Origin of the sequence: Pseudomonas atacamensis, from assembly GCF_017167965.1 — a bacterium.
Taxonomy (GTDB): Bacteria; Pseudomonadota; Gammaproteobacteria; order Pseudomonadales; family Pseudomonadaceae; genus Aquipseudomonas; species Aquipseudomonas atacamensis.
Genome location: NZ_CP070503.1, coordinates 2,981,641 through 3,007,622, shown reverse-complemented (window position 1 = coordinate 3,007,622; position 25,982 = coordinate 2,981,641). Strand labels below are relative to the sequence as shown.

At 60.1% G+C, this 25,982-nt stretch carries 21 protein-coding genes; 10 read left to right on the top strand and 11 right to left on the bottom strand.

Features of this window, described 5'->3' with window-relative positions; genetic code table 11:
* The 4 genes from JWU58_RS13670 (at window position 1) to JWU58_RS13655 (ending at window position 4,027) form a co-directional block, all read left to right on the top strand.
* Window positions 1-762: an SDR family NAD(P)-dependent oxidoreductase gene (locus JWU58_RS13670; RefSeq protein WP_206420287.1), complete on the top strand. Its 762-nt coding sequence runs from the start codon at window positions 1-3 to the stop codon at window positions 760-762.
* Window positions 763-774: 12 nt separating this feature from the next.
* A complete protein-coding gene (locus JWU58_RS13665) occupies window positions 775-1,968 on the top strand; it encodes an acetyl-CoA C-acyltransferase (protein ID WP_206420286.1) in 1,194 nt (397 codons plus the stop codon).
* Between the two features lie 142 nt (window positions 1,969-2,110).
* Entirely contained in the window at window positions 2,111-3,238 is a 1,128-nt protein-coding gene (locus tag JWU58_RS13660; RefSeq protein ID WP_095180012.1) for an acyl-CoA dehydrogenase, read from the top strand.
* 15 nt (window positions 3,239-3,253) lie between these two features.
* The gene (locus JWU58_RS13655; protein WP_024012950.1) at window positions 3,254-4,027 is read left to right on the top strand and encodes an enoyl-CoA hydratase; all 774 of its coding nucleotides are present in this window, start codon (window positions 3,254-3,256) and stop codon (window positions 4,025-4,027) included.
* 91 nt (window positions 4,028-4,118) lie between these two features.
* On the opposite strand, the gene JWU58_RS13650 is transcribed toward JWU58_RS13655, so the two are convergent.
* From JWU58_RS13650 to JWU58_RS13630, 5 genes are all read right to left on the bottom strand, one after another.
* Window positions 4,119-5,270 carry an acyl-CoA dehydrogenase family protein gene (locus tag JWU58_RS13650; RefSeq protein ID WP_206420285.1) on the bottom strand — a complete coding sequence of 384 codons (1,152 nt, stop codon included), beginning with the start codon at window positions 5,268-5,270 and terminating at the stop codon, window positions 4,119-4,121.
* Between the two features lie 3 nt (window positions 5,271-5,273).
* Window positions 5,274-6,380 (bottom strand): enoyl-CoA hydratase/isomerase family protein, encoded by a 1,107-nt coding sequence (locus JWU58_RS13645; RefSeq protein ID WP_206420284.1) that lies wholly within the window; start codon window positions 6,378-6,380, stop codon window positions 5,274-5,276.
* A 142-nt stretch (window positions 6,381-6,522) separates the two neighbouring features.
* Window positions 6,523-7,209: an HPP family protein gene (locus JWU58_RS13640; RefSeq protein ID WP_136493349.1), complete on the bottom strand. Its 687-nt coding sequence runs from the start codon at window positions 7,207-7,209 to the stop codon at window positions 6,523-6,525.
* A 156-nt stretch (window positions 7,210-7,365) separates the two neighbouring features.
* Window positions 7,366-8,544 carry an MFS transporter gene (locus tag JWU58_RS13635; protein WP_206420283.1) on the bottom strand — a complete coding sequence of 393 codons (1,179 nt, stop codon included), beginning with the start codon at window positions 8,542-8,544 and terminating at the stop codon, window positions 7,366-7,368.
* Window positions 8,545-8,785: 241 nt separating this feature from the next.
* Window positions 8,786-10,165 (bottom strand): UDP-glucose dehydrogenase family protein, encoded by a 1,380-nt coding sequence (locus tag JWU58_RS13630; protein ID WP_206420282.1) that lies wholly within the window; start codon window positions 10,163-10,165, stop codon window positions 8,786-8,788.
* A gap of 243 nt (window positions 10,166-10,408) precedes the next feature.
* On the opposite strand from JWU58_RS13630, the gene JWU58_RS13625 reads away from it, so the two are divergent.
* Window positions 10,409-11,347, top strand: coding sequence for a site-specific integrase (locus JWU58_RS13625; protein WP_186569674.1), 939 nt, complete (start codon window positions 10,409-10,411; stop codon window positions 11,345-11,347).
* Between the two features lie 5 nt (window positions 11,348-11,352).
* Here the strand turns inward: JWU58_RS13625 and JWU58_RS13620 are convergent, their stop codons facing one another.
* From JWU58_RS13620 to JWU58_RS13600, 5 genes are all read right to left on the bottom strand, one after another.
* On the bottom strand, window positions 11,353-11,904 hold the full coding sequence (locus tag JWU58_RS13620; RefSeq protein WP_130902548.1) for a PqiC family protein: 552 nt from the start codon (window positions 11,902-11,904) through the stop codon (window positions 11,353-11,355).
* Window positions 11,905-11,921: 17 nt separating this feature from the next.
* Entirely contained in the window at window positions 11,922-13,577 is a 1,656-nt protein-coding gene (locus JWU58_RS13615; protein ID WP_071172432.1) for a PqiB family protein, read from the bottom strand.
* Window positions 13,578-13,822: 245 nt separating this feature from the next.
* Window positions 13,823-15,124, bottom strand: a complete 1,302-nt coding sequence (locus JWU58_RS13610) for an NAD(P)/FAD-dependent oxidoreductase (RefSeq protein ID WP_206420281.1) — start codon at window positions 15,122-15,124, stop codon at window positions 13,823-13,825.
* Window positions 15,121-16,209, bottom strand: a complete 1,089-nt coding sequence (locus JWU58_RS13605) for a polyamine ABC transporter substrate-binding protein (RefSeq protein ID WP_122610639.1) — start codon at window positions 16,207-16,209, stop codon at window positions 15,121-15,123. Before JWU58_RS13605 ends, JWU58_RS13610 begins: the two co-directional genes overlap by 4 nt.
* Window positions 16,210-16,396: 187 nt before the next feature.
* Window positions 16,397-17,755, bottom strand: a complete 1,359-nt coding sequence (locus JWU58_RS13600; protein ID WP_016774729.1) for a glutamine synthetase family protein — start codon at window positions 17,753-17,755, stop codon at window positions 16,397-16,399.
* A 162-nt stretch (window positions 17,756-17,917) separates the two neighbouring features.
* Here JWU58_RS13600 and JWU58_RS13595 point away from each other — a divergent pair, with 162 nt between their 5' ends.
* From JWU58_RS13595 to JWU58_RS13575, 5 genes are all read left to right on the top strand, one after another.
* The gene (locus tag JWU58_RS13595; RefSeq protein ID WP_122507352.1) at window positions 17,918-18,814 is read left to right on the top strand and encodes a helix-turn-helix domain-containing protein; all 897 of its coding nucleotides are present in this window, start codon (window positions 17,918-17,920) and stop codon (window positions 18,812-18,814) included.
* Between the two features lie 81 nt (window positions 18,815-18,895).
* Window positions 18,896-19,405 (top strand): sigma-70 family RNA polymerase sigma factor, encoded by a 510-nt coding sequence (locus JWU58_RS13590; RefSeq protein WP_206420280.1) that lies wholly within the window; start codon window positions 18,896-18,898, stop codon window positions 19,403-19,405.
* Window positions 19,405-20,355 (top strand): FecR domain-containing protein, encoded by a 951-nt coding sequence (locus JWU58_RS13585; RefSeq protein ID WP_206420279.1) that lies wholly within the window; start codon window positions 19,405-19,407, stop codon window positions 20,353-20,355. Before JWU58_RS13590 ends, JWU58_RS13585 begins: the two co-directional genes overlap by 1 nt.
* Before the next feature lie 67 nt (window positions 20,356-20,422).
* Window positions 20,423-22,825 carry a TonB-dependent receptor gene (locus tag JWU58_RS13580; RefSeq protein WP_206420278.1) on the top strand — a complete coding sequence of 801 codons (2,403 nt, stop codon included), beginning with the start codon at window positions 20,423-20,425 and terminating at the stop codon, window positions 22,823-22,825.
* 103 nt (window positions 22,826-22,928) lie between these two features.
* Window positions 22,929-23,444, top strand: coding sequence for a cupin domain-containing protein (locus JWU58_RS13575; protein WP_016774734.1), 516 nt, complete (start codon window positions 22,929-22,931; stop codon window positions 23,442-23,444).
* A 191-nt stretch (window positions 23,445-23,635) separates the two neighbouring features.
* On the opposite strand, the gene JWU58_RS13570 is transcribed toward JWU58_RS13575, so the two are convergent.
* Window positions 23,636-25,957, bottom strand: a complete 2,322-nt coding sequence (locus JWU58_RS13570; protein WP_123442480.1) for a hypothetical protein — start codon at window positions 25,955-25,957, stop codon at window positions 23,636-23,638.
* Between the last annotated feature and the right edge of the window lie 25 nt (window positions 25,958-25,982).

Genomic DNA, 25,982 nt, shown 5'->3' with positions numbered 1-25,982 from the left:
ATGCAGATCGAGAACAAGGTTTTTATCGTCACCGGCGGCGCCTCCGGCCTCGGTGCCGCCAGCGCTGAATTGCTGGTCAGTGCCGGCGCCAAAGTCATGCTGGTCGACATGAACGCCGAAGCCGTCGCCGCGCAGGCCCAGCGCCTCGGTGCGCAAAGTGTGGTTGGCGACATCAGCAATGAAGCTGCCGCCGAAGCCGCTGTGCAGGCGACCGTTGCCGCATTTGGCAGCCTCAACGGCCTGATCAACTGCGCGGGCATCGTGCGTGGCGAGAAGATCCTCGGCAAGAATGGCCCGCACGCACTCAGCAGCTTTGCGCAAGTGATCAACGTCAACCTGATCGGCAGTTTCAACATGCTGCGCCTGGCCGCTGCGGCCATTGCCGAGAGCGAAGCCAATGCTGATGGCGAGCGTGGTGTGATCATCAACACAGCGTCGGTCGCAGCGTTCGACGGCCAGATTGGCCAGGCTGCGTACTCGGCTTCGAAAGGCGCGATCGCCAGCCTGACCCTGCCGGCCGCCCGCGAGCTGGCGCGCTTCGGCATCCGCGTGATGACCATCGCACCGGGCATTTTCGAAACGCCGATGATGGCTGGCATGACCCCGGAAGTGCGCGACTCGCTGGCCGCTGGTGTGCCATTCCCGCCGCGTCTGGGCAAGCCTGCCGAATACGCCGCGCTGGTGCGCCACATCATCGAAAACAGCATGCTCAACGGCGAGGTGATCCGTCTCGACGGCGCCTTGCGCATGGCCGCCAAGTAAGGAGGATTAGTCATGACTATGTCCAATGATCCGATTGTTATCGTCAGCGCTGTCCGCACACCAATGGGCGGTTTTCAAGGTGAGCTGAAAAGCCTTGCCGCACCGCAACTCGGCGCGGCGGCGATCAAGGCTGCGGTCGAACGCGCCGGTGTCGCCAGCGACGCGGTTGATGAAGTGCTGTTCGGCTGCGTACTGCCCGCCGGCCTCGGCCAGGCGCCGGCACGTCAGGCTGCGCTGGGCGCCGGGCTGGATAAATCGACGCGCTGCACCACGGTCAACAAGATGTGCGGCTCGGGCATGCAGACCACCATCATGGCCCACGACATGCTGCTTGCCGGCAGTGCCGACGTGGTGATCGCTGGCGGCATGGAAAGCATGTCCAACTCGCCGTACCTGCTCGACCGCGCCCGCGCCGGCTATCGCATGGGCCATGGCCGCGTGCTCGATTCGATGTTCCTCGACGGCCTCGAAGACGCCTATGACAAGGGCCGCCTGATGGGCACCTTCGCTGAGGATTGCGCCGAGACCAACGGCTTCAGCCGCGAGGCGCAGGACGCTTTCGCCATTACCTCGACCACCCGCGCGCAACAGGCGATCAAGGACGGCAGCTTCAAGGACGAAATCGTCCCGCTGACGGTGACCGTCGGCAAAGAGCAGGTAGTGATCAGCAACGATGAGCAGCCGCCAAAAGCCAAACTCGACAAGGTTGCCTCGCTGAAACCGGCGTTCCGCGACGGTGGCACGGTCACCGCAGCCAACTCCAGCTCGATTTCCGACGGCGCGGCGGCGTTGGTGCTGATGCGCCAGTCCCACGCGCAGCAACTGGGCCTCAAGCCGCTGGCGGTGATTCATGGCCACGCTGCGTTCGCTGATACCCCTGGGCTGTTTCCCACCGCACCGATTGGCGCGATCAAGAAACTGGTGAAGAAGACCGGTTGGACGCTGGATCAAGTGGATCTGTTTGAAGTGAACGAAGCGTTTGCCGTGGTCGGCATGGCGGCGATGACGCACCTGGAGATTCCCCACGACAAGCTCAACGTGCACGGCGGCGCCTGCGCGCTGGGCCATCCGATCGGTGCGTCGGGGGCGCGGATTCTGGTGACGTTGCTCGCGGCGCTGCGGCAGAAACAGCTCAAGCGCGGCATTGCGGCGATCTGCATTGGCGGCGGCGAAGCCACGGCCATGGCTGTGGAATGCGTCTATTGAGGTTGACAGTTGACCTTGTGGGAGCGGGCTTGCCCGCGATGGCAATGGATCAGTCACCATCAATGTTGGATGTGACGGCCTCATCGCTGGCAAGCCAGCTCCCACAGGTTATGTGGTTGTTTGGAAGAATTAAGGAATCACCATGATCCCCAACGAAGACCAAACCCAGATCCGCGACATGGCCCGGCAGTTTGCCGAGGAGCGGCTCAAGCCGTTCGCCGCCGAGTGGGATCGCGAGCACCGTTTCCCCAAGGAAGCCATCGCCGAGATGGCCGAGCTGGGCTTCTTCGGCATGCTCGTGCCGGAGCAGTGGGGCGGCTGTGACACCGGCTACCTGGCCTACGCCATGGCCCTGGAAGAAATCGCTGCCGGCGACGGTGCCTGTTCGACGATCATGAGCGTGCACAACTCGGTCGGCTGCGTGCCGATTCTCAAGTTCGGCAATGACGACCAGCGCGAGCGCTTCCTCAAACCGCTGGCCAGCGGCGCCATGCTCGGCGCCTTCGCCCTGACCGAACCGCAGGCCGGTTCCGATGCCAGCAGCCTGAAAACCCGCGCCCGGCTGGACGGCGATCACTACGTGCTCAACGGTTGCAAACAGTTCATCACCTCCGGGCAGAACGCCGGCATCGTGATCGTGTTTGCCGTGACTGACCCGAGCGCCGGCAAACGCGGGATCAGCGCGTTTATCGTGCCGACCGACTCGCCCGGCTACAAAGTTGCGCGGGTCGAAGACAAACTCGGCCAGCACGCCTCCGACACCTGCCAGATCCTCTTCGAAGATGTGAAAGTGCCGGTGGCCAACCGGCTGGGCGAGGAGGGCGAGGGCTACAAGATTGCCTTGGCCAACCTTGAAGGCGGCCGCGTCGGTATCGCCTCACAAGCCGTTGGCATGGCCCGCGCTGCGTTCGAGGCCGCGCGTGATTACGCCCGCGAGCGAGACACCTTCGGCAAGCCGATCATCGAGCATCAGGCCGTGGCGTTCCGCCTGGCGGACATGGCCACGCAAATTGCCGTCGCCCGGCAAATGGTGCATTACGCCGCAGCCTTGCGTGACAGCGGCCAACCGGCGCTGGTCGAGGCGTCGATGGCCAAGCTGTTCGCCTCGGAAATGGCTGAGAAGGTCTGCTCCATGGCCTTGCAAACCCTTGGCGGTTACGGTTACCTCAACGACTTTCCTCTGGAACGCATCTACCGCGACGTGCGCGTTTGCCAGATCTACGAAGGCACCAGCGACATTCAGCGCATGGTCATTTCGCGCAATCTCTGACAAGGAATTTTATTCATGACTTACGAAACGATTCTGCTGGAAACCCGCGACCGCGTCGGCCTGATCACCCTCAACCGGCCGCAGGCGCTGAACGCGCTCAATGCGCAACTCGTCAGCGAAGTGAACCACGCCCTCGATACGCTGGAAGCCGATGCGCATATCGGCTGCATCGTCCTCACCGGTTCGAAAAAAGCTTTCGCTGCCGGCGCGGACATCAAGGAAATGGCTGAGCTGACCTATCCGCAGATCTACATGGACGATCTGTTCAGCGATAGCGATCGCGTCGCCAACCGACGCAAGCCGATCATCGCCGCGGTCAATGGTTTCGCCCTCGGCGGCGGCTGTGAACTGGCGCTGATGTGCGACTTCATTCTGGCTGGCGACAATGCCAGATTCGGCCAGCCGGAAATCAACCTCGGCGTACTGCCGGGCATGGGCGGCACCCAGCGCCTGACCCGCGCGGTGGGCAAAGCCAAGGCCATGGAAATGTGCCTGAGCGGGCGCATGATCGACGCGGTGGAAGCCGAGCGCTGCGGCATCGTCGCGCGGATCGTGCCGAGCGATGAGCTGCTTGATGAAGCGCTGAAAGTCGCAGCGGTGATCGCTGGCAAGTCACTGCCGATTGCGATGATGATCAAGGAGAGCGTCAACCGCGCGTTCGAGGTCAACCTGACCGAGGGTGTGCGTTTCGAGCGGCGGGTGTTCCATGCGGCGTTTGCGACGCAGGATCAGAAGGAAGGGATGGCGGCGTTTATTGCCAAGCGTGAGGCTGCATTCCAAGGCAAATAGATGCGGTGCCTAAGCTGACGCTTTCGCGAGCAGGCTCGCTCCCACAGGATCTGCGCCGTCCAATGTGGGAGCGAGCCTGCTCGCGAAGCTTTTACAGCTGATAGTTCTTCAAATCCCGCGCAATCACCATCCGCTGTATCTCGCTCGACCCTTCATAGATCTGGGTAATCCGCGCATCGCGGTAGTACTTCTCGACTGGGTAATCCTCCAGATAGCCATAGCCGCCATGGATCTGGATCGCCGACGAACACACTTTCTCGGCCATTTCCGACGCGAACAGCTTGGCCTGTGAGGCCTCGGACAAGCATGGTTTACCCGCCGTGCGCAGCCGCGCTGCATGGAGGATCAGCAACCGTGCGGCGTTGATCTGCATGTGCATGTCAGCCAGCAGATTGGCGATGCTCTGGTGCTCAATGATCGGCTTGTCGAATTGCACCCGGTCTTTCGAGTAGGCCAACGCCGCTTCAAACGCTGCCCGGGCGATACCCAATGCCTGCGCGGCGATGCCGATGCGTCCGCCTTCAAGGTTGGACAGGGCAATCGCCAGGCCCTTGCCGCGTTCGCCGAGCAGATTGGCCTCGGGGATGCTGCAGTTGTTCAGCGTCACCGCGCAGGTGTCGGAGGCGCGGATGCCCATTTTGTGTTCGGTGCGATCGACGATGAAACCCGGTGTGTCGGTGGGCACCAGAAACGCTGACAGGCCTTTTTTGCCGAGATCCGGATCGGTTACCGCGAAGACGATCGCCAGTTTCGCCCGCTTGCCATTGCTGACAAATTGCTTGGCACCGTTGATCACCCATTGGCCGTCGCGCAGTTCGGCGCGGGTGCGCAGGTTGTGTGCTTCGGAGCCGGCCTGGGGTTCGGTCAGACAGAAGCAACCGATGGTCTGCCCACTGGCCAGATCGGCCAGCCAGGTCTGTTTCTGTTCGGCGCTGCCGTAGTTGAGCACCGGGCCGCAGCCGACCGAGTTGTGAATGCTCATGAACGCGCCGGTCGCGCCATCGCCGGCGGAAATTTCCTCGACGGCCAGGGCATAGGCGACGTAATCGACGTAGGTGCCGCCCCATTCCTCGGGCACGACCATGCCGAGCAGGCCCAGCTCACCCATCTTCGCCACCAGCTCGTCGTCGATCCAGCCAGCCTTTTCCCAGGCCTGGGCGTGGGGCGCGATTTCGCCACGGGCAAAATCCCGGGCCATGTCGCGGATCATCACTTGTTCTTCAGTCAGTTCGAGATCGTGCATGACTCAGCTCCCGCTCTCATCAAAACCATGGAAGAAGCTCGCAACCTGCGCAGCGTCCAGCTCAGCGACGGTTGGCGGGTTCCAGCGCGGTGACTTGTCCTTGTCGATCAACAGGGCGCGCACGCCTTCGATCAGGTCGCCACGGGCAAACCACTGGCGGTCCAGATGCAGCTCCAGCGCAAAGCAATTCTCCAGACTCAGGTGCCTGCCGCGACGGAGCATTTCCAGGGTCACGGCCATGGCCAGCGGCGAGCGGGTTTCCAGCAGATCCGCCGTGGTGACCGCCCATTCGTGGCTGTCGGCGACGGTGACGGCGCGCAATTGCTCGATCATGCTTGGCACGTCGGGCAGGGCGAAAAAGTGGTCGATGGCCGGGCGCAGCGCCTCGAGTGGGGCGTCCGGCAGAGTTTGCACAGCGTGCTTGGCCAGCAGGTTCTGCAGCGACTTCAGCGGCGTGTCCTGCCACTCCATCTGGTCGAGTTTCTCGTCGAGCAGACCCAGTTTGCTGCTGTCCAGATACCAGTCGGCGAGGCCGCAGTACAGCGCATCGGCCGCGCGAATCTGCACGCCGCTGACGCCCAGATAAATCCCCAGTTCACCGGGAATGCGTGGCAGGAAATAGCTGCCGCCGACGTCGGGGAAATAACCGATGGCCACTTCCGGCATCGCCAGACGGCTCTTTTCGGTGACCACGCGCAGATCGGCGCCTTGCACCAGGCCCATGCCGCCGCCGAGGACGAAACCGTCCATCAGGGCCAGCACCGGTTTGCGGTAGTGATGAATCGTCAGGTCGAGGGCGTATTCCTCGACGAAGAAATCTTCGTGCAGCGTGTCGCCGCTCTTGTAGCTGTCGTACAGCGAACGAATATCACCGCCGGCGCAGAAAGCCTTTTCGCCGGCACCGCGCAATACCACGGCGTGCACATCGGCGTCAGACGCCCAGGCATCGAGCTGCTGTTGCAGCAGACGCACCATGTCCAGGGTGATTGCATTGAGGCCCGCAGGGCGGTTGAGGGTCAGGTGGCCGATATGGTTGCGCACCTCGGCCAGCACGTCGTTTTGTATGGCATCCATGGACGGGGTCCGCCGGGATGAAGCCTGAGCTGTCATCTGTAACTCCCTGCTTTTTATTGTCTTTATTCGAAAAGCCCGCGCGCGGGCGTTAGCGGATCGTAACAGTGCAAATTTGTCGTGTACAACGGGGATATGTGCAGGGGGAATCTGCGTTTTTACATGCCTCGAAATTGCGTGATTATCGGAAGGTTTCGCTGATGCTGCGGCGCTTGGCGTGCAGTTCGCTGGCGTGGATCAGCCGTTCGAGGTCTTCGGGGGTGACGTCGATGAAGGCTTCCATGTCGGCCAGCGCCAGTTTCAAGTCTTCGGCGGTGATCGCCTGGCGGTCGACCGGGACCACTGGCGGTGCCGGGTCAGCAGCGCGTTTCGGATAGCGGATGCGGGTCAGGTTGTTATAGGCCAGCGCACTAATGAGCATGCACAGCGCGCCGAGCATCACCGGCTCCATGGCTTTCCAGTCCATGGCGATGGTTGCAGGGTCGGCGAGCACCAGTGTCAACGCCAATGCGCCGGCCGGTGGGTGCAGGCAACGCAGCCAGCACATCAGAATCACCGCCATGCCGGCGGCGAGGCAGGCGCTGCCCAGCGTACGGCCAAGCACATGGGCGACCAGCAAGGCGACCACGCCAGCACACAGGTAGCCGCCGAGAATCGACCATGGCTGGGCGAGGGCGCCCGAGGACACGGCGAACAGCAGCACCGCCGAAGCGCCGAGCGGGCCGATCAGGTGAAAGGCAACGTCATGGCCGAACACCTGCGCGCACATCCACACACTGAACAGCGTGCCCAAGGCCATGCCGATCGCGGCACGGCTCCATTCAGTGGGGCGGGTGTTGATGGCAGCGGGCAACCAGCGAGCAAGCATGTAGAACTGATCCTTTACAAAATCCGGGGCAAAAAAAAGGACTTGTCCGGCATATCCGGAAAGCCCTCGAAGCGTTCCAACATTGGGGGAGGAACGCGCGTAGTTTGCCGATCAAACTCGATGCTGACAAATTCATATAAATGCAGTTTTAGTGCACTATTTTTGCATTGAACGGGTGCGCCGCGCGCTGACGAAGCATAGATATCCACCCAGCGCCGCCAAGCCGCTCAGGGCGTAGAACATGCTCGGCGCCGGCGTGTGCATCAGCAGAAACCCGCACAGCACCGGGCTCGCCCCACCGCCGAGTGCCGCCAGGTTCTGCGCGCCGTAGTAGCTGCCGCGCAGTGTCTCCGGGGCGAGGGTGTCGACGAAGAGGAAGTCTGCCGGGTAAATGATCATTTCGCCCAAGGTGAAGATGAACATCGCCACGCACCAGCCGAGCAGGCTGTCCGCCAAACTGAAGCCAATCAACCCGACGATGAACAGCGCAGTGCCGCCAGCAATCCAGTGACGCAGGTGTTCGCGGCTGAGCCAGCGACCGACCTGGTATTGCAGGAGGATCACCGTGATTGCGTTGCAGGCGAGCAGGGCGGCCATGGTGTCCAGGGTCTGTTGCTGGGTGTGGGTGACCAGCAGGTATTGCGACAGGTACAGGGTGAAGCGCCCGTGCACCAATGTGCTGAGCAGGCAACCGAGGGTGAACAGAACCATGGTGCGGTCGTTTTTCAGGATCATCAGCGTGTTGAGGAAACTTTGCGGCGCACTGCCGGAAGTTGTCGGACTGGCATCCCTGGTCGCGCCGAGCAGCAGAAAAATACTGCCAATGGCGATCGCACCGGCAACGATGAACGGCGCGGACGGCTGCACCCCGGCAATCACCACGCCAATCATCGGGCCGGCGGCGTAGCCGATATTGGTCAGCGTGTAATTGAGGGAAAACGCCTTGACCCGCTGGCCCACCGGCAGGTTTTCACTGAGGATCGCCTTGGAGCCGATGAGGAACAGCGCCGACGCGGTTTCGCTGATGATCAGCACCAGGGTGACCAGATACAGGTTCTGCGCGAAGGTCAGCAGGATCAGGCCGATACCGCTGGAGAGCATGGCCACAATCAGCAACTGGCGCTTGTCCAGCTTGTCGATGATGTAGCCGCCGTACAGCGACAGCAGCGTGGCGCTGAACACGGCGATGCCGAGCAGCAAGCCGACATCCTGCGGATTGAGGCCAAGCTTGTTGCTGAGGAACAGCGTCAGCAACGGACTGACCAGGGCGCGGCTGATGACCACGGTCAGCGAGCTGATCATCAACCGGCGAATGAACGGCGAATACATGGCCACGGAAGGGGAATATCTTTATTCGGAATGGCTGGCGAACGCCATCCTCTCTGGGCAGCTGCCACCGGTCAAGCTGATACACCAGCGTCCCTCGGAGCACATGATTTCCCTGTGGGAGCGAGCCTGCTCGCGAAGGCGACGGATCAGTCACCTGCGATGTCGCTGACATACCGTATTCGCGAGCAGGCTCGCTCCCACAGGGTCTGTGTACCTCACGATTACCACTGACTCCCACAGGCGCAAATCAAGCCACATCCGAAGCCGCCGGCCTTTGCCGCAAGGTGATCGGCAACTTGCACGATTCACCGCGCCCCATCGGGAAATACTGGAAACCATTGCGCGCCAGACGCTCGGCGTCGTACAAGTTGCGGCCGTCAAAGATCACCGGGCTGTTGAGGCGCTGTTTGATCAGCTCGAAATCCGGGGCTTTGAACTGTTGCCATTCGGTGCAGATGATCAGCGCATCGGCGCCGGCCAGTACCGATTCCGGCGTGCCCATCAGCATCAGTTTTGATTCGTTTGGATAGAGACTCTGGGTTTCCACCATGGCCTCCGGATCAAACGCGCGCACGCTGGCCCCGGCAGCCCATAAATCTTCGAGCAGAACCCGGCTCGGTGCGTCGCGCATGTCGTCGGTGTTGGGCTTGAACGCCAGGCCCCACAAGGCAAAGGTCCTGCCGCGCAAATCGCCCCGGTAGAACGCGTTGATGCGCTCGAACAGTTTGTGTTTCTGCCGCTGGTTGATCGCCTCAACCGCTTGCAGCAGATCACTGGAGCAATGCGCCTGTTCGGCACTGTGAATCAAGGCGCGCATGTCTTTGGGAAAACACGAACCGCCGTAGCCGCAACCCGGATAGATAAAGTGATAGCCAATCCGCGTATCGGCACCGATGCCCTGGCGCACTGATTCGATGTCCGCGCCGAGGTGCTCGGCGAGTTCGGCGATCTGGTTGATGAAACTGATCTTGGTCGCCAGCATGCAGTTGGCGGCGTATTTGGTCAGCTCGGCGCTGCGCAGGTCCATGAACAGGATGCGGTCATGGTTGCGGTTGAATGGCGCGTACAGATCGCGCATCACATCGCGCACTTCCGCGCCTTCGCAACCGATGACGATACGATCCGGCCGCCGGCAATCAGCAACCGCTGAACCTTCCTTGAGAAATTCCGGGTTGGAGACGATATCAAACTGCAGCAGTCGGCCAATCTTGATCAGGGCCTTTTCGATGTGGCTGCGCAAAGCGTCACCCGTGCCCACCGGCACCGTGGATTTTTCCACCACGATCAACGGCTGCTGGCGATGCCGGGCAATCGCGTCGCCGACCGACAACACGTAGCGCAGGTCCGCCGAGCCGTCCTCGCGTGACGGCGTGCCCACCGCGATGAACGCAACCCGCCCATGCAACACCGCAAACCGCTCATCAGTGGTGAATTGCAGGCGCTGCGAATCCAGGCCCTCACGCACCAGGCTGGCCAGCCCCGGCTCGAAAATACTGACGTGGCCCTGGCGTAACTGCTCGATTTTCTGCGCGTCGACATCCATGCACACAACGTCGTTACCGACCTCGGCCAGCACCGCCGCTTGCACCAGACCGACATAACCACTGCCAAATACCGTGATCTTCATGCCGCACTCCTGTTCGCAGTCCCTGCATCGAACATAAGAGCGCGATGTTTCAGTTCGCCTACCGTGCGGATAAAGCAGCAAACAGACCGTTCGGGGAATGCCCGATTGACTTTTACGGCCTCGAACGGCAGGTTGTCGGCCTTTCGCGGCAACCCCTGTCATTGAGTCACGCCGTTTTTTTGCGTTTCATTTCATGCATTTATTGTTTTTGTTGAATCGTTTTTTATTTCAAGGCCGTTTCGTTTGAGTGATTTGTCGAGTACCCAACCTGCACCGTCCACCAGCAATCCGCTGACCGTTTACCTGGCACGACTGGCACCTTCCAGCCAGTTGACCATGCGCTATGTGCTGCAAGATGCCGCTGACCGCCTCGGTTTCGAGGACGTCGATATCGAAGAAATCCCTTGGCACGGCCTGCAACCGGAAGACGTGGTGGCGCTGGTCGCCGCTTTGCGTGCCGACGGTTATGCACCGAACACCTCTTCGCTGTACGTCAACGCCGTGCGCGGGGTGATGAACGAGGCGTGGCGCATGAGCCTGATCAGCCAGGATCACCTGTTGAAGATGCGTTCGGTCAAGGGCATAGCCGGCACACGGCTGTCCCAGGGGCGCAACCTCAAGCGCACGCTGATTCACGAACTGATGGAAGTCTGCGCTGCCGACCCGCGCCCGCAGGGTTTGCGTGATGCGGCGGTGATTGCGTTGCTGTACGGCACCGGCATGCGCAAGTCGGAATCGGTGGATCTGGATCTGAGTCAGGTCGACTTCAACGAACGCAGCCTGACCGTCACCGGCAAGGGCAACAAACAGCTGATCAAGTACGCGCCGGCCTGGGCCTTTGCCAAGCTCGACGCCTGGCTGGAACTGCGTCGTTCACAGCTCAAGGAAGGCGAGAGCGACGATGCATTCCTGTTCAATCGCATACGCCGGGGCAGCCACATCACCCGCGAGCGCATCACCAAACACGCGATTTACTACATCGCCCGCCAGCGCGGTACGCAGGTCGGGGTGAAAATCATGCCTCACGATTTTCGGCGTTCATTCATCACCCGGGTGATCGAAGAGCACGACCTGTCGATCGCGCAGAAACTGGCGCATCACAGCAATATCCAGACAACCGCCAACTACGATGTGCGCGATGACAACGAGCGGCGGCGGGCAGTGGATCGCTTCGATTTGTGACGCGTTTAGCCCGATGAAGGGCAATTGCGCGCGGCCGTCGCAGCCTGAGTGATCTGTGCAGCAAGCCGTTTGACGTTGTTCTGTTGCGCAGTCACCAGCTCTTCGATGCTTGGCCCTGAAGGCGTCTGCAACACCGAGCGACAGGTCAGTAGCGCCGCGTCTTCAGCACCCAGCGGGCGCACTCGCCATTTCACGTCGATCAAGGCGTACTGGCCGGGAATCGAATCGAAGCGCTGCACGTCGATACGCACGGAGGCGCGCTGCTGGCCGACGCCACTGCTCAATTGATCGACCAGCGCGCCGCGCAACTCATCGGCAAGGGTGGCGCTCCACCAATCGGTTTCCAGAATCGCCACGCCGCTGTTGCCCTGGCGAATCACAATCTGCGCGCGATCGACCTGTGGCGGCACGCTGATGCTTTCAATGGCGATGTCGGCACCGTTGCGGCTGGCACCCGGTTGCGCCGGGGTCAGTGTGTGAAAGCTGATCGGGTCGCTACGGCACGCAGTCAGCAGCACGAAGGCAGCGAGCACGGTGATCTTCAACGGTAAAGCCATGGATTCAGCTCCTGTGCTCAATTGCGTGGCGGTCCTTTGAGGTCCAGCGGCGCGGCGTTGTCGGGACGCCCGCGAATCAGCGACTCAGGGTGGCGACCGAGGTAATCCGACAGCTCTCGCAACGAGCGCGACATGCGCCCGAGCTCGTCGAGGGTCTCGGTCAGTTGCTCGCGTTGCGGTGAGTCCTCGGCGAGAGTCGAATTGGCTGACTGCAACGTCTTGCTGACATCGGCGAGGGTGCTCTGTACACCCGGCAGAGTCCTGGCGTTGAACTGCTTCAGGCCCTTGCGCAGCTCGACCAGATTGCCGTCGAGGTTGCTGGCGATGCGTTCAACCGGCAATGCGTTGATCTTGTTGACCATCGCCTCGAGTTTTTCCTGCAACTGTTCGAGGCTGCCAGGGACGGTCGGAATGGTGACCGGCCGCGCCTTGGGGTCGAACGCGACTTTCGGCGCTTTGGGGTAGAAATCCAGCGAGATATACAACTGACCGGTGAGCAGGTTCCCATTGCGGGCCTGGGCGCGCAGGCCATTTTCAATGAACGTGCCGATCAGGCGCGCGCCGGTGGCCTCGTCGTTTTCGTCGCCATGGTAGGTCTTGAGAATCTTCGCGTGGGCACGGCCGAGTCGCTGCGGATAAATGACAATGCCGACATTCACCGGAAAGGTGCGCTTGACCTCGTCGAAGTCGAGATTGACCGCCACCACCCGGCCGATTTCGATACCGAGAAACTCCACGGGCGCATCCACCTTGAGGCCGCGCAAGGCCTGATCAAACCGCAGCGCCAGGTATTGCGCCTTGCCGTCGGGCGGGGCGAGGGCGGCGGTCTGGTTGGCAAACAGCTCGAAACTCTTGTCGTCGCTGGCCGGCTTATCGTCGGGGCTGTAGTCCGGGGCGCGGAAAGCGATGCCGCCGACCAGCAGGGTCGACAGCGATTCGGTTTTCACCGCGAAACCGTTGGCGCCGACATTGATGTCGATGCCACTGGCGTTCCAGAAGCGGGTGTTTTCGGTGACGTAGGCATCGTTGGGCGAATGCACAAACACTTCGATATTGACGCCTTTGCCGTCCGGGTCCAGCGCGTAGGACACGACCTGGCCAACCGGAATCTTGCGGTAATAAACGGGGGAGCCGATGTCCAGCGAGCCAAGGTCCGCGGTGTGCAGCGTAAAGCGTTTGCCCGGTTCGCCGTAGGTGATCGGCGGCGGGTTCTCCAGACCTTTGAAGTTTTTTGAGCGGGTATTGGCCTGACCTATGTCGGCACCGATGTAGTCACCCGACAGCAGCGTATCGATGCCCGATACACCGCCGGCGCCGATACGCGGACGCACCACCCAGAATTGCGAGTCCTCGCGGGTAAAGGCTTCGGCTTGCTTGGCGAGTTTGATCGTGGCGTTGACGTGTCTATGGTCGTTGGCCAGTTCGACGTCGGAGACATGGCCGATGACCACGTTGCGGTATCTGACTTCGGTCTTGTTAGCGGTCAGGCCATCGCCGGTCTTGAAGGTAACGGTGATGACCGGGCCTTCCTGAAGGATGTTGTGAATCACCAGCGAAATCCCGACCAGCACCGCCACAATCGGCACGATCCATACCAGTGAAATCGCGAAACGGCGGGTTTTGATCGGCGCTTGACCGGGTGCTAGCGGCTCATCGCTGGCTGACGACTTCATCCATGTCCTCCTCAATTTATCGGGCACTGAGCGTCAGGAACGCAAAAGCACCTCATCAATATAGAAGTGCTTGGCGATAGAGCAAATGTGTATAGCTGGCGTGGGACGCGATTGCGGTGCAAGGAGTTGCCGAAGGCTGCGACCTGATCGTTCCCATGCTCTGCGTGGGAATGCAGCCCGGGACGCTCTGCGTCCCAAGATCGCAGCCTTCGGCAGCTCCTACAGGGGCCAGAATCTTGGCGGGCTCAGCCGAGCATTTCGCGCAGGCGATACCAGAACATGCCCAGCGCCAGCAGCGGCGAACGCAAGGCCGGGCCACCGGGGAAGGTCATGTGCGGCACGCCGCTGAACACGTCCATGCCCTGGCTGTGCCCGGCATGAATGGCTTCGCCCAACAGTTTCGCGCACCAATGGGTGACGTTGAGGCCATGGCCGGAATAACCCTGCGCGTAAAACACGTTCGGGTGCTGTTTGAGTCGGCCAACCTGGGGGAAGCGATTGGCGGTAATGCCGATCTTGCCGCCCCATTGGTAGTCGATGTGCACATCGGCCAGTTGCGGGAACACCTTGAGCATTTTCGGGCGCATATAGGCGGCGATGTCCGCCGGATCGCGCCCGGAATAATGACAAGCGCCGCCAAACAGCAACCGTCGATCAGACGAGAGTCGGTAATAGTCCAGCCCGACTTTTTGATCGCACAGCGCCAGGTTCTGCGGAATCAACTGGGCGGCGCGGCTTTCGTCCAACGGCTCGGTGGCAATGATGTAACTGCCAGCGGGCAGCACTTTGCCGCTGAGTTTCGGCTCGAGGTCATCCAGATGCGCGTTGCAACCAAGCACCAGGCTGCCGGCGCGCACTGAACCCGTGGCGCAGCGCACCTCGACGGTCGGGCCATGGAAGATTTCCAGCACCGGACTCTGCTCAAAGATACGCATGCCCAGCGCTGCCGCGAGACGCGCTTCGCCCTGGACCAGATCCAGCGGATGCAAATGGCCCGAACCCATGTCGATCAATCCGCCGGCGTACACTCCGGCGTCGACCACTTGCTCACGGATCTGCTGCGGGCCGACCAGCCTGGTTTCGTGGGCATACTCGAGTTCGGCGAGACTGGCCTGTTCCTGCTTGAACGCGGCGAATTGCGCGGCGGTGTTGGCCAGTTCGCAAAAGCCCCAGCGCAGATCACAGGCGATGGCGTTTTCAGTGATGCGCTGGCGCACCAGCTCCACCGAATCAATGCCGGCGCGCTGCAGATAGCGCACGCCGTCCTGGCCAAGGTAGCGAGCGAACCCCTCGACTTCATGGCCGATACCGCGAATCAGCTGACCGCCATTGCGCCCGCTGGCGCCCCAGCCGATACGTCGCGCCTCGAGCAACACCACCGACAAACCGCGCTGCGCCAGCTCAATCGCGGTATTGACGCCAGTGAAGCCGCCACCGATTACGCAGACGTCGGCAAGCAAATCACCATCCAGCGCAGGGTAGGGCGTGCTCGCCCGCGCAGAAGCGGCGTAATAAGAGCCGGTGTGTTGTGCGCTGTGCTGATTCATTTGTTCGACTTCACTTTGCTCCACGACCGGGTCATCAGACGCATGATCGCCTGGGGTGGGGTCGAGGAAATGTAGAGTTTTTCGAGCACCGACTGCGGCGGGTAAACCTCAGGATTGTTGACCAGTTCCTCATCCATGAACGGCTTGGCCGCCGGATTCGGGTTGGCGTAGCCGACGGTGGCGCTGACCTTGGCGATCACCTGCGGATCGAGCAGGTAATTGATGAAGGCGTGCGCCTCTTTGGCGTTGCTCGCGTCGGCCGGAATCGCCAGCAGATCGAACCACAGGTTGGCGCCTTCCTTGGGGATGGCGTAAGCGATATTCACGCCGTTCTTGGCTTCCTTGGCGCGGTTGGCCGCCTGGAACACATCGCCGGAGTAACCGAACGCGACGCAGATGTCGCCATTGGCCAGGTCCGACACGTACTTGGAGGAATGGAAATAGGTGATGTACGGGCGGATGCTCAGGAGCTTGGCTTCGGCCTTTTTGTAGTCTTCAGGGTTTTCACTGCGCGGGTCCATGCCCATGTAGTTGAGGATGGCCGGGAAGACTTCGTCGGCGGAATCCATCATCGACACGCCGCACTGGCTGAGCTTCTTCAGATTCTCGGGTTCGAACAGCACGGCCCAGGAATCGATGTGGTCGATGCCGAGCACTTGCTTGACCTTATCGACGTTATAACCGATGCCGTTGGTGCCCCATAAATAGGGAACCGAGTGCTCATTGCCTGGATCATTTTTCTCTAGCAATTCAAGCAGTTTTGGGTCCAGGTTCTTCCAGTTTGGTAACTGTGAACGGTCGAGCTTCATAAACGCGCCGGCCTTTACCTGACGGGCGAGGAAATGGTTGGACGGCACCACCACGTCGTATCCGGTGCGACCGGCGAGGAGTTTGCCTTCAAGGGTTTCGTTGGAGTCGAAGACGTCGTAGATCACCTTGATCCCGGTCTTGCTCTGGAAGTCGGCGAGGGTGGTTTCGCCGATGTAGTCGGTCCAATTGTAGACACTGACCTGGGGCTCGGCGTGGGCTACGGCACTGAACAGCACGCTCAGTGCGACCGGGAGTACGGATTTCAATAGACGCATATCGACACCTCTTCTTGTAATGATCGTTCCCACGCTCTGCGTGGGAATGCCGCAACGGACGCTCCGCGTTCGGCTTTGGATGGGACGCAGAGCGTCCCGGGATGCATTCCCACGCGGGAGCGTGGGAACGATCGACTGTGCGGCCGTCTTCGCGAGCAGGCTCGCTCCCACAGGGACGGGCGCGGGGTCAGACGCTGAGCAGCAGGAACTCCCGCTCCCAGGAGCTGATCACGCGCTTGAAGTTTTCATGCTCGGCGCGTTTGACCGCGACATAACCGCGGACGAACTTGCTGCCCAGGTACTCGGCGACCTTCGGGCACTCTTCCATCTGCGTCAGGGCTTCTTCGATGGTGATGGGCAGGCGCAGATTTCGCCGTTCGTAGGCCCGGCCTTCGACCGCCGCGCTCGGCTCGATCTTCTCGACCATGCCGATGTAGCCGCACAGCAGGCTTGCGGCAATCGCCAGATACGGGTTGGCGTCGGCGCCGGGCAAGCGGTTCTCCACGCGCATCGATTCCGGCCCCGATGTCGGCACACGAAGGCCGACGGTGCGGTTCTCCTCGCCCCATTCGACGTTGACCGGTGCCGAGGTGTCCGGCAGGAAGCGGCGGAACGAATTGACGTTCGGCGCGAACATCGGCAGCACTTTCGGGATGTACTTCTGCAGGCCACCGATGTGATGCCGGAACAGTTCGCTCATGTTGCCCTCGGCATCGGCAAAGATCGGCTGACCCGTCGCGATCTCGACCACACTCTGGTGCAAGTGCATGGCGCTGCCGGGCTCGTCGCCGATCGGTTTGGCCATGAACGTCGCAGTGACATTGTGCTTGAGCGCTGCTTCGCGCAGGGTGCGTTTGAACACGGTGATCTGGTCAGCCAGATCCAGCGCATCGCCGTGGCGGAAGTTGATTTCCATCTGCGCCGGGCCGTCTTCGTGGATCAGCGTGTCGAGATCCAGGCCTTGCAGTTCGCACCAGTCGTAGACGTCTTCGAACAGCGGATCGAATTCGTTGGCGGCATCGATCGAGAACGACTGGCGCCCGCTTTCCGCACGGCCCGAACGACCCAGTGGTGCCTTGAGCGGCAGGTCCGGATCTTCACAGCGCTGGGTCAGGTAGAACTCCATTTCCGGCGCGACAATCGGCTTCCAGCCCTTGTCGGTGTAGAGCTGCAGAACTTTTTTCAGCACGTTGCGCGGCGACAGTTCGATCGGATTGCCAAACTTGTCGAAGGTGTCGTGGATGACGATGGCGGTCGGCTCGATGGCCCACGGAATGACGTACACGGCGTCGGAAACCGGCTTGCAGACCATGTCGATGTCGGCCGGGTCGAGCAGGTCGTAGTAGATGTCGTCGTCGACAAAATCCCCGGTTACCGTTTGCAGCAGCACGCTCTCCGGCAGGCGCATGCCGCGCTCATGCAGGAACTTGTTGGTCGGTGCAATCTTGCCGCGGGCGATGCCGGTCAGGTCGCTGACCACGCATTCGACTTCGGTAATCTTGTGATCTTTCAGCCAGGTGAACAGCTGATCGAAAGGGGCGTTCATAAAGACCTCGTTATTGGTTTTGTAGACGCCGGGGAGGGCGGGTTTCATCTTCCGCCCCTTCCCCTGTGGCGCGTTGGCGACTATCTTGGGCGCGGCTTGCGATTCCATCTATCCACTTTCAGCAGCACCAAAGCGCACCAAAAGAGTGCGCAAGGTCACCCCATGACAACGTGCAATCCGCTTCAGGTACAAGCGTTCAACACCGCCGACGTGGCCGAGCAAATCCGCGCTACACCGGGCTGGGTCCAGCATTACCAGCAGATGTCGCCGGGACATTTCGCCGGGCAGATTCGCTATCTCGATCTGCAGGGCGTCGAGGTTTACGAAGAACAGATGAACACCCGGGTCGAGCAGAATTTCAGTGCGCCATCCGGTGCTCTGGCGTTCTGTTTCGATCGCAGCGACAACGCGCTGTACCTGCTCAACGAAGAGAGCCGCAACATCTGGATCACCCCGGAGAACTACCGGGAAATCGCTGTGGTGTTCGGTCCGGATTTCGTCCGCGAGCATGGTTTGCAAGTGGCAAAGCTCGAGGGTTTGTTCATGGCGCCGCTGAACTGCGGCCAGAACGCTTTGTTCAGCGGCTGGTTAAGCTCGATTCTCACGAAGTTGTCGCAAGCTGCTGATCCACTTGATAAAGATCGTCTGACTCAACAGTTGCTTGAGGACTGCCTGTTTATCCTTGATAACGCTCACACCAGCCTTGATCGCAGCGGATTGCAGCGGCGCAACAACGAACGCCAGATCATCAAAAGAGTAGGGGAGTGGGCGGCTGATTCGCCGGAAGACACGGTTAATCTGCTCGAACTTTCTCACGTTGCCGGCGTGCCGCTGCGCCAGTTGCAACAGGCATTCAAGGCCTACACCGGGATGACCCCGAGCCACTGGTTACGGCTGAGGCGGCTGAACAGTGCGCACCGTGAATTGCTCAAGCGCAGGCCCACGGAAACCACCGTTGCGGAAGTGGCGATGCGCTGGTCGTTCTGGCATCTGGGGCGGTTTTCCAGCAGTTACCGCGCGCTGTTCAAGGAGCTGCCGAGCGAAACGCTCAAGCGCTGAGCAGAAAAAGGCTTTGTGTCCTTCGAGAAGTTAAATAGAATCAGTCTCATTTGAATCTACCTTCGCGCAGGGTCTCTTGAGATGATTGAAGCTACGTCACCGTCGGAGCAGAGCCTGCAGCAGTTGTATCGCGAGCACCGCGGCTGGCTGGAAACCTGGCTGCGCCGGCGCATGGGCAATGCGTGGGATGCGGCGGACCTCAGCCAGGACACCTTTCTGCGCGTCCTGTGCAACGCGCCGCCAGTGGCCGAGTTGCGCGAGCCGCGCGCGTATTTGCTCACCGTCGGCAAACGCCTGCTGAGCAATTTCTACACGCGGCGCCATCTGGAAAAAGCCTACCTCGACGCCTTGGCGCAATTGCCGGAAGCGTGCGCACCGTCGCCGGAACAGCGCTGGTTGCTGCTGGAAACCTTGCAGGCGCTGGATGAATTGCTCGATGGCTTGCCGCGCCCCGTGCGCCGGGCATTTCTTTGGAGTCAACTCGAGGGCCTTGGCTACCGCGAGATTGCCGAACGCTTGCAGGTTTCCGAGCGCACGGTGAAACGCTACATGGCCCAGGCGTACGAGCATTGCTTGCTGGTGGAGCTGTGATGCGCGTTGCCCCCAGCGAGGAAACACGGGAAGTAGCGCGGGCCGCAGCGCAATGGCTGGCCTTGCTCGAATCCGGCGGCGCCAGTGATGCAGATCACGCACGATTGCAGCATTGGCGCGCCAGTGACAGTCGCCACGAGAACGCTTGGCAGAAAATCCAGCAGCTTCGCCAGCGTTTCGCAGGTTTGCCGCCGACACTGGCCATGGCCACGCTGGATCGGCCGGATTCGGCGCGGCGCGCGGCACTCAAGCGTGCCCTGGGCGTAGCGGCGCTGGTGCCGGCGGCGTGGTTGATCAGTCGGGAGCTGCCGCTGGAGGTCTGGCGTGCCGATTTGCACACCAGCACTGGCGAGCGACGCAAAGTGCAGTTGGCCCAGGATTCTTCATTGCAACTCAACACCGACAGCGCGGTGAATGTCGATCTGCCTGCACGTCACCTGACACTGATTCGTGGCGAGATGGCGCTCAACGTGGCGGGCGATTCAGCCTTTATCGTCAACGCGCCTTATGGGCGGATGATCGTCAATCACAGCGACATCTCGGTGCGCCTCAATGCGCGCGATTGCCAGGTCTGCGTGCTGCGCGGCTCGGTGCAATTGCAGCCGCTGCACGGCCCGGCGCTGGTATTGCAGCAGGGCCAGCAAGTCAGCCTGCAAGCTTCGGGCGCGGGGGCAGTGACGGCATTCGATGCGTTGATGCCCGGTTGGCGCGACGGTGTGCTGATGGCGCAAAACCAGCCGCTGGGTGATTTCCTTCGCGAGCTGAGTCGCTACCGCTCGGGCGTGCTGCGCTGGGATCCGGCGCTGGAATCGCTGCGCATCACCGGCAGTTTCCGCCTCGACGATACCGATCAAGTGCTGGCACTGCTGGCAGCCAGTTTGCCCGTCGACGTGCACACGCGAACGCGATTTTGGGTGTCGCTGGTACCGCGCGCAGAAAAAACCGGCTGAAGCCTGTCCCTTTTTTTCGCCTCGCTGGTCATTCTAGGCAAGTGAACAAAATCGAGAGCTTCTTCCAATGCCCGCAGTATTTCCAGGTCGTTTGCGTCCGTTGTTGCAGTTGAGCCTTTTGCTGAGCCTGAGTGCCAGCCCCGTGTTGATCCAATCGAGCTGGGCCGACGACGGCAGTCGCCGCAGTTATCAGGTGCCGGCCGGTAGCCTGAGTGCCGCGCTGACGCGGTTCGCCGGTCTCGCTGGGGTCAATCTTTCGGTGGATCCGGCGCTGGTCAGCGGCCGCAACAGCAGTGGATTGTCCGGCGAGTTCGGTGTGGAGGAGGGGTTCAGCCGGCTGTTGCTGGGCTCCGGTTTGCAGCTGCAACCGGTCGGTGATCAGGCTTATACGCTGGTGCCCGCAGCGCAAGGCAGCACCTTGCAACTTGCGCCGACATCCATTCTCGGCGCGAGCGGTTCAGCGGATGCCGATGTATTCGCCGGCGGTCAGGTCGCCCGTCGTGGTTCGCAAGGGCTGTTGGGCTCCAGGGATTTCATGGAAACCCCGTTCAGCATGACCACCTACACCAGCGAAACAGTGAAAAACCAACAGGCGCGCACCCTCGGCGACTTGATCGGCAGCGACCCTTCGGTACGCGCAACCAACCCGGCCGGTGGACGCTACGAGCAATTCACCATCCGTGGTTTCAGCCTGTTCAACAGTGATGTTGCCTACAACGGCCTCTACGGTGTGTTGCCGACTTACACCATCGACATGGAAATGGCCGATCGCGTCGACATCCTCAAAGGCCCGAGCCAATTGATCAACGGGATTTCGCCACGGGGCAGTGTAGGAGGGGGGATCAACGTCGTGCCGAAGCGCGCGACCGACAAGCCGATCACCTCGCTGACAGCCAATTACGCATCGAACAACCAAGTCGGCGGCGCGGTGGATGTCGGACGGCGTTTTGGTGACGAAAACCAATTCGGTCTGCGCTTCAACGGGGTCAAACAGTCCGGAGATACGGAATGGGATCACCAGAGCGTCGATCGCGACATGGCGGTGCTCGGTATGGACTTTCGTGGTGAACGCTTGCGACTTTCCACTGATATCGGCCACACCGAACGCGACACCGACGCACCGCAGGAACGCGTGCAAGTCGCCGCCAATGCCAAAGTGCCAAACGCCAATGATGTGCGCGATAACTATGCGCAACCCTGGAGCCGGGCGCGCACTAAAGACACTTTCGGCACGGTCAACGGCGAGTTCGATGTCAGCGACTCGGTCATGCTGTATGGCGGCGTCGGCGCACGCAAAAGCAATCATGACTTCTTGCGCCATGCCGTTTCGGTGACCAACGATGCCGGTGATTTCAGCGTCCAGCCGCGAGATTTCACCCGCGACGAAAACGTTCGTACCGCTACCGCTGGGGTGCGCAACTGGTTCCAGACCGGGCCGGTCAGCCATGAAGTGAACCTGGCGGCCAACTACTTTTATATGGACTTCGAAAACGGCGGCGCCCGTTACGCGGCCGGGCGCAGCAATCTCTACGATCCGGTGGAAATCGCCAGACCCGGCACGCCGACCCGCAATGACGCCAAGGTCTACACCGAAAATCGCTTCAGCGGCGTGGCGCTGTCCGACACGCTCGGCTTCTTCGACGATCGTCTGTTGCTGACTTTGGGGGCGCGCTGGCAGCGAGTCAAAGTCGATGACTGGAGCGACGGCATCAAGGGCGACACGGCTTACGATGAGGAAAAAGTCTCGCCATCGGGCGGGATTCTGTTCAAGGCGACGGACAAACTTTCGCTGTACGCCAACTACATGGAAGGTCTGAGCCAAGGCAAGATCGCGCCATCGACATCTATCAACGAAGACGAAATCTTCCCGCCATTCATCAGCCGCCAGATTGAAGTCGGCGCAAAGTACGACGCGGGCTCATACGCGCTGACGGCAGCGGTGTTCCGCATCAAACAGCCTGCGTACGAAACCAATGCGACCACACGAGTCTTCGGCCCGAACGGCAAGCGTGAGAACAACGGCGTAGAACTGAGCATGTTTGGCGAACCGCTCAAGGGGTTCCGATTTCTCGGCGGTGTGATGTACATCGACAGCGAACTGACCCACACCACCAACGGCACATTCGACGGCAACCGCGCACCGGCGACACCGAAATACAACGTCAACCTCGGCGCGGAGTGGGACGTGCCGACTGTGCAGGGTTTGACACTGACCAGCCGTGGAATCTATTCGAGTTCGCAGTATCTGGATCAGGCGAACGACAAGGAAATCGACTCCTGGGAGCGGCTCGATGTAGGCACACGCTATGCTTTCAAGCTGGACGAGAAGACGATCACCTTGCGCGCCAATGTCGAAAACGTGCTGGATAAACGCTATTGGAGCTCGGCGGGTGCTTCGGATGATAGTGAGCCGGGATTGACGCTTTCGACGCCGCGAACGTATCTGCTGTCGGCGACGATAGACTTCTAATGGAGCAGGGTAAGTGCGTCGATTGTCTTCGAAAATACGTTAACTACACTAAATGACCGTTTAGTTGAGCTAACAAAAAATAGTACCTGTTATGGAGAAGGTCATGATTCAGCGCAAGCCGAACGCAACTGATGTGATTACTGCGCTGAATCTACAGCCTCATGTCGAGGGCGGGTATTACCGCAGAACCTATCAAGCCGATCACCGTGACTGCCTCGAAACGCAGCAAGGCCCGCGATATCTGCTGACCTCGATCTACTATCTGCTCACTGAGCAATCGCCGGCGGGCCAGTTTCATTTCAACCAGTCCGACATCCTGCATTATTTTCAGTTGGGCGACGCCATCGAATACAACCTGATTCACGCCGACGGCTCATTGCAAACCCTGGTGATGGGCAGCGATGTTTTGGCTGGTCAGCAACTGCAGTTGCACGTTCCGGGTGGAATATGGAAAGCCTCTCGATTACTGGAAGGCTCAAATGGCTTTGGCTTGATCAGCGAAGCGGTTTCGCCTGGGTTTGATTTCGCAGACATGGAAATCGGTAATCGCGCAAAACTCACGGCACAGTTTCCGCAGCATGGTGCGCTGATTGAAAAGCTGACGCATGATGATGGATGAGGGCTGTAGATTGGGAAGAATGCAGTTTGTAGGGAAAGCTGGTCTTGAAGCGGCCACCGCAGATTCAAATCTCCTGGGCGACCACGCTAACCTTGTAATACTTTGTTACGTGTAATGTATATTATGTTAAATGATGGATGCGAATGGCCTCAGGCTTTAGATATCAGATCCACCACTCCCAACCTCTCAGTCTAAGCAACGCCATTCGTTTGCAGCTTCAACAACCAATGTCTCTCGGTAGTCCATCCGATAAAAACCTGAGCACCTTCGCTTGCTTGGCGAGCCTCGGTCAACGGTGCGCCAGAAGCCGCTACTCGCAACCCTCTAATCGCCGGCAGGAACCTTTCAAGAAATCCACTAGGCTGAATCGCGAAATGCGCTTCGATACGTTCAATCGCGTATCGCCTTTCTGTCTCATCGAGCATCGCTAGATAAAACACCATCTGCCGCCACGCGTACGCCGTATTTTTGATCATCACCAAGCTGGAGTGATAAAACCGCAACTTCATCTGCTGGCGTATGCATATCCATCTGAAGCATTCCTCGGCCATCGAAGCCAAGCGATCCTTCAACAGCGTTTTCAACCCAAGCTCACCAAATAAGAGCGCAAGGTTTTGCGTCGTCAGGATCTGTTGTTGCTCGATGATTTTCCCGTTAATCGCCGGCCGCCATGTACCCAAGCGCTCATCAGCCCTCTGAGCGCACAATCTGGCCAATGCGTCCCTGGAACTAGCGTCAGGTCTGGAGAACCTTTTCCGCCTGGATTTCGGTTGATCAGGAAGCATCGCCAATTGGCTTGCATCAATGTCGTAGTAATTGGCGTATAGCGTGCCACCTGTCAAAGATGCCGCCTGCCTGGCAGATCTTATGTACTTGTTCGAGAAAGTGCCCATGAAAATGTCCGAGGCGACCTCTTCCACAAAAGGCAGATCCAGCTTGGCCATCGCACCAAGCGCAGCAAATTCCTGAATGAGTTTGTTGGGCAGGATCGCTTGAGGAAAAGCGCAAAGAGTCATTGCTGCGGATTCGATCAGGAACTGTTTCGCTGCTTCAGCGACCACCGCGTCCGTTTCTCGCTGGTCTTCAACAGCCGCCACCCACGGCAATTCATTCATCCTGACCTGACTTTGCAGATCCAACAGCAACAATGATCGGCGTTGTCGAAAGGCGCGATAGGTTGCGACAGAGAGCATCCGCAGCGACGTATCGCGAAATCCTGCGCTGCAGATCTCAGCCGTAATCGCTGGCAGCAGCCGCGCCACAGTATCCCCGGATGTAATCAATTCCTTATCGATCAACTCGGCAATTGTGCCCTTTCGACACCGCTCGACGCGTCGACAAATATCAGGAGGAATGCCGCTACCTGTTAATAGCGAATATGTGCTCGCTTCTTCGCAGGTAACGGGTTGCAGCAGAGATGAAAAGTCGGAAACTCCGTCCGAACCGGGATACCTGCTCAGACGTGCGGCAACCGCTTTAGCAAGTAGATGGTGACCGGGTGCGGACACGTGACTGCGTTGAGAGTCTCTGTGCTTCTGATGAGATTCGGATTCGGGATGACCATGCTTGCGTACGAAATCGTCGACGATCCTGCGAATTCGTCCGACTTGCCGTCCCGTAAGCGACGCCGCATCGCTAGCGCAATTCCCCAGCAGTGCAAACAACTCCCCTGCCCGATCCCTTGAGCTTTCAGCTTCACCTGAAGCGCTGGGGCAAGAAGCATCGAACTGCTGCTTCAGGGTATTCGCCTGCTCAAACCAGCCCTCGGGATACCGGCGACAAGGCCAATCATCCTGATACGTTAAAAGGAAAAGCGACACCGCCGAATCGTAAAGCGGTAACCGAGTTTCAACGACATGCTTCTGCACTGCCACGCGCGCCTGTGCCGGGCGATTTGAAAGCACGGCTCTGACATCCCCGACAGTAAAAACCTGCACTTGAGCTGTTGAAAGCGGCAAACCGTCAGAAGCCATCGGAAAGAATCGCAGCTGTTGAAAGAAAGGCGCTATTGCTTCAACCAGATCCCATGCGTTCTCTGTACGTTGCTGCCCCAGCAACCAGGCCACGGTCAGCAGTGCAGCTTCTTCGGGCACCTCGATTCGATAATCCCCGCTCGCCAGCTTCGCTTGCAGTACCTCGATCCCCTCCTCCGTAAGGTGCCAAGTATTGAGATCGAGTCGCTCGAAGCCAGGACGGATACCTGGAATCGAAGCAGCCAGCTGTCGCTCGTACTCGGTCAGTGCACCGCCGGCCATGAACTGCCCAGTGGCGAAACCTCCCGTGACGACTTCCAGCGTGATCCACTCAGGCACATCCGCGAATGGAGTTCGTGAGCCATACGACGCGGATCCCTGCAATATGTGCTCGATTACATTGCGCCAGCGCTCGATGCGCTTGCTCGTCTGTCCGTTATTGTCGAGGCCCGGTGCAGCGAGTGCTCGAGACAGTTGAAAGGCTGCATAGCCGGCACCTATGCCGGCGTTCGCATTCGATTCCCTATCGTCCCTGAGCATGAGTCCTTCCGCGCCTGCGATGTTG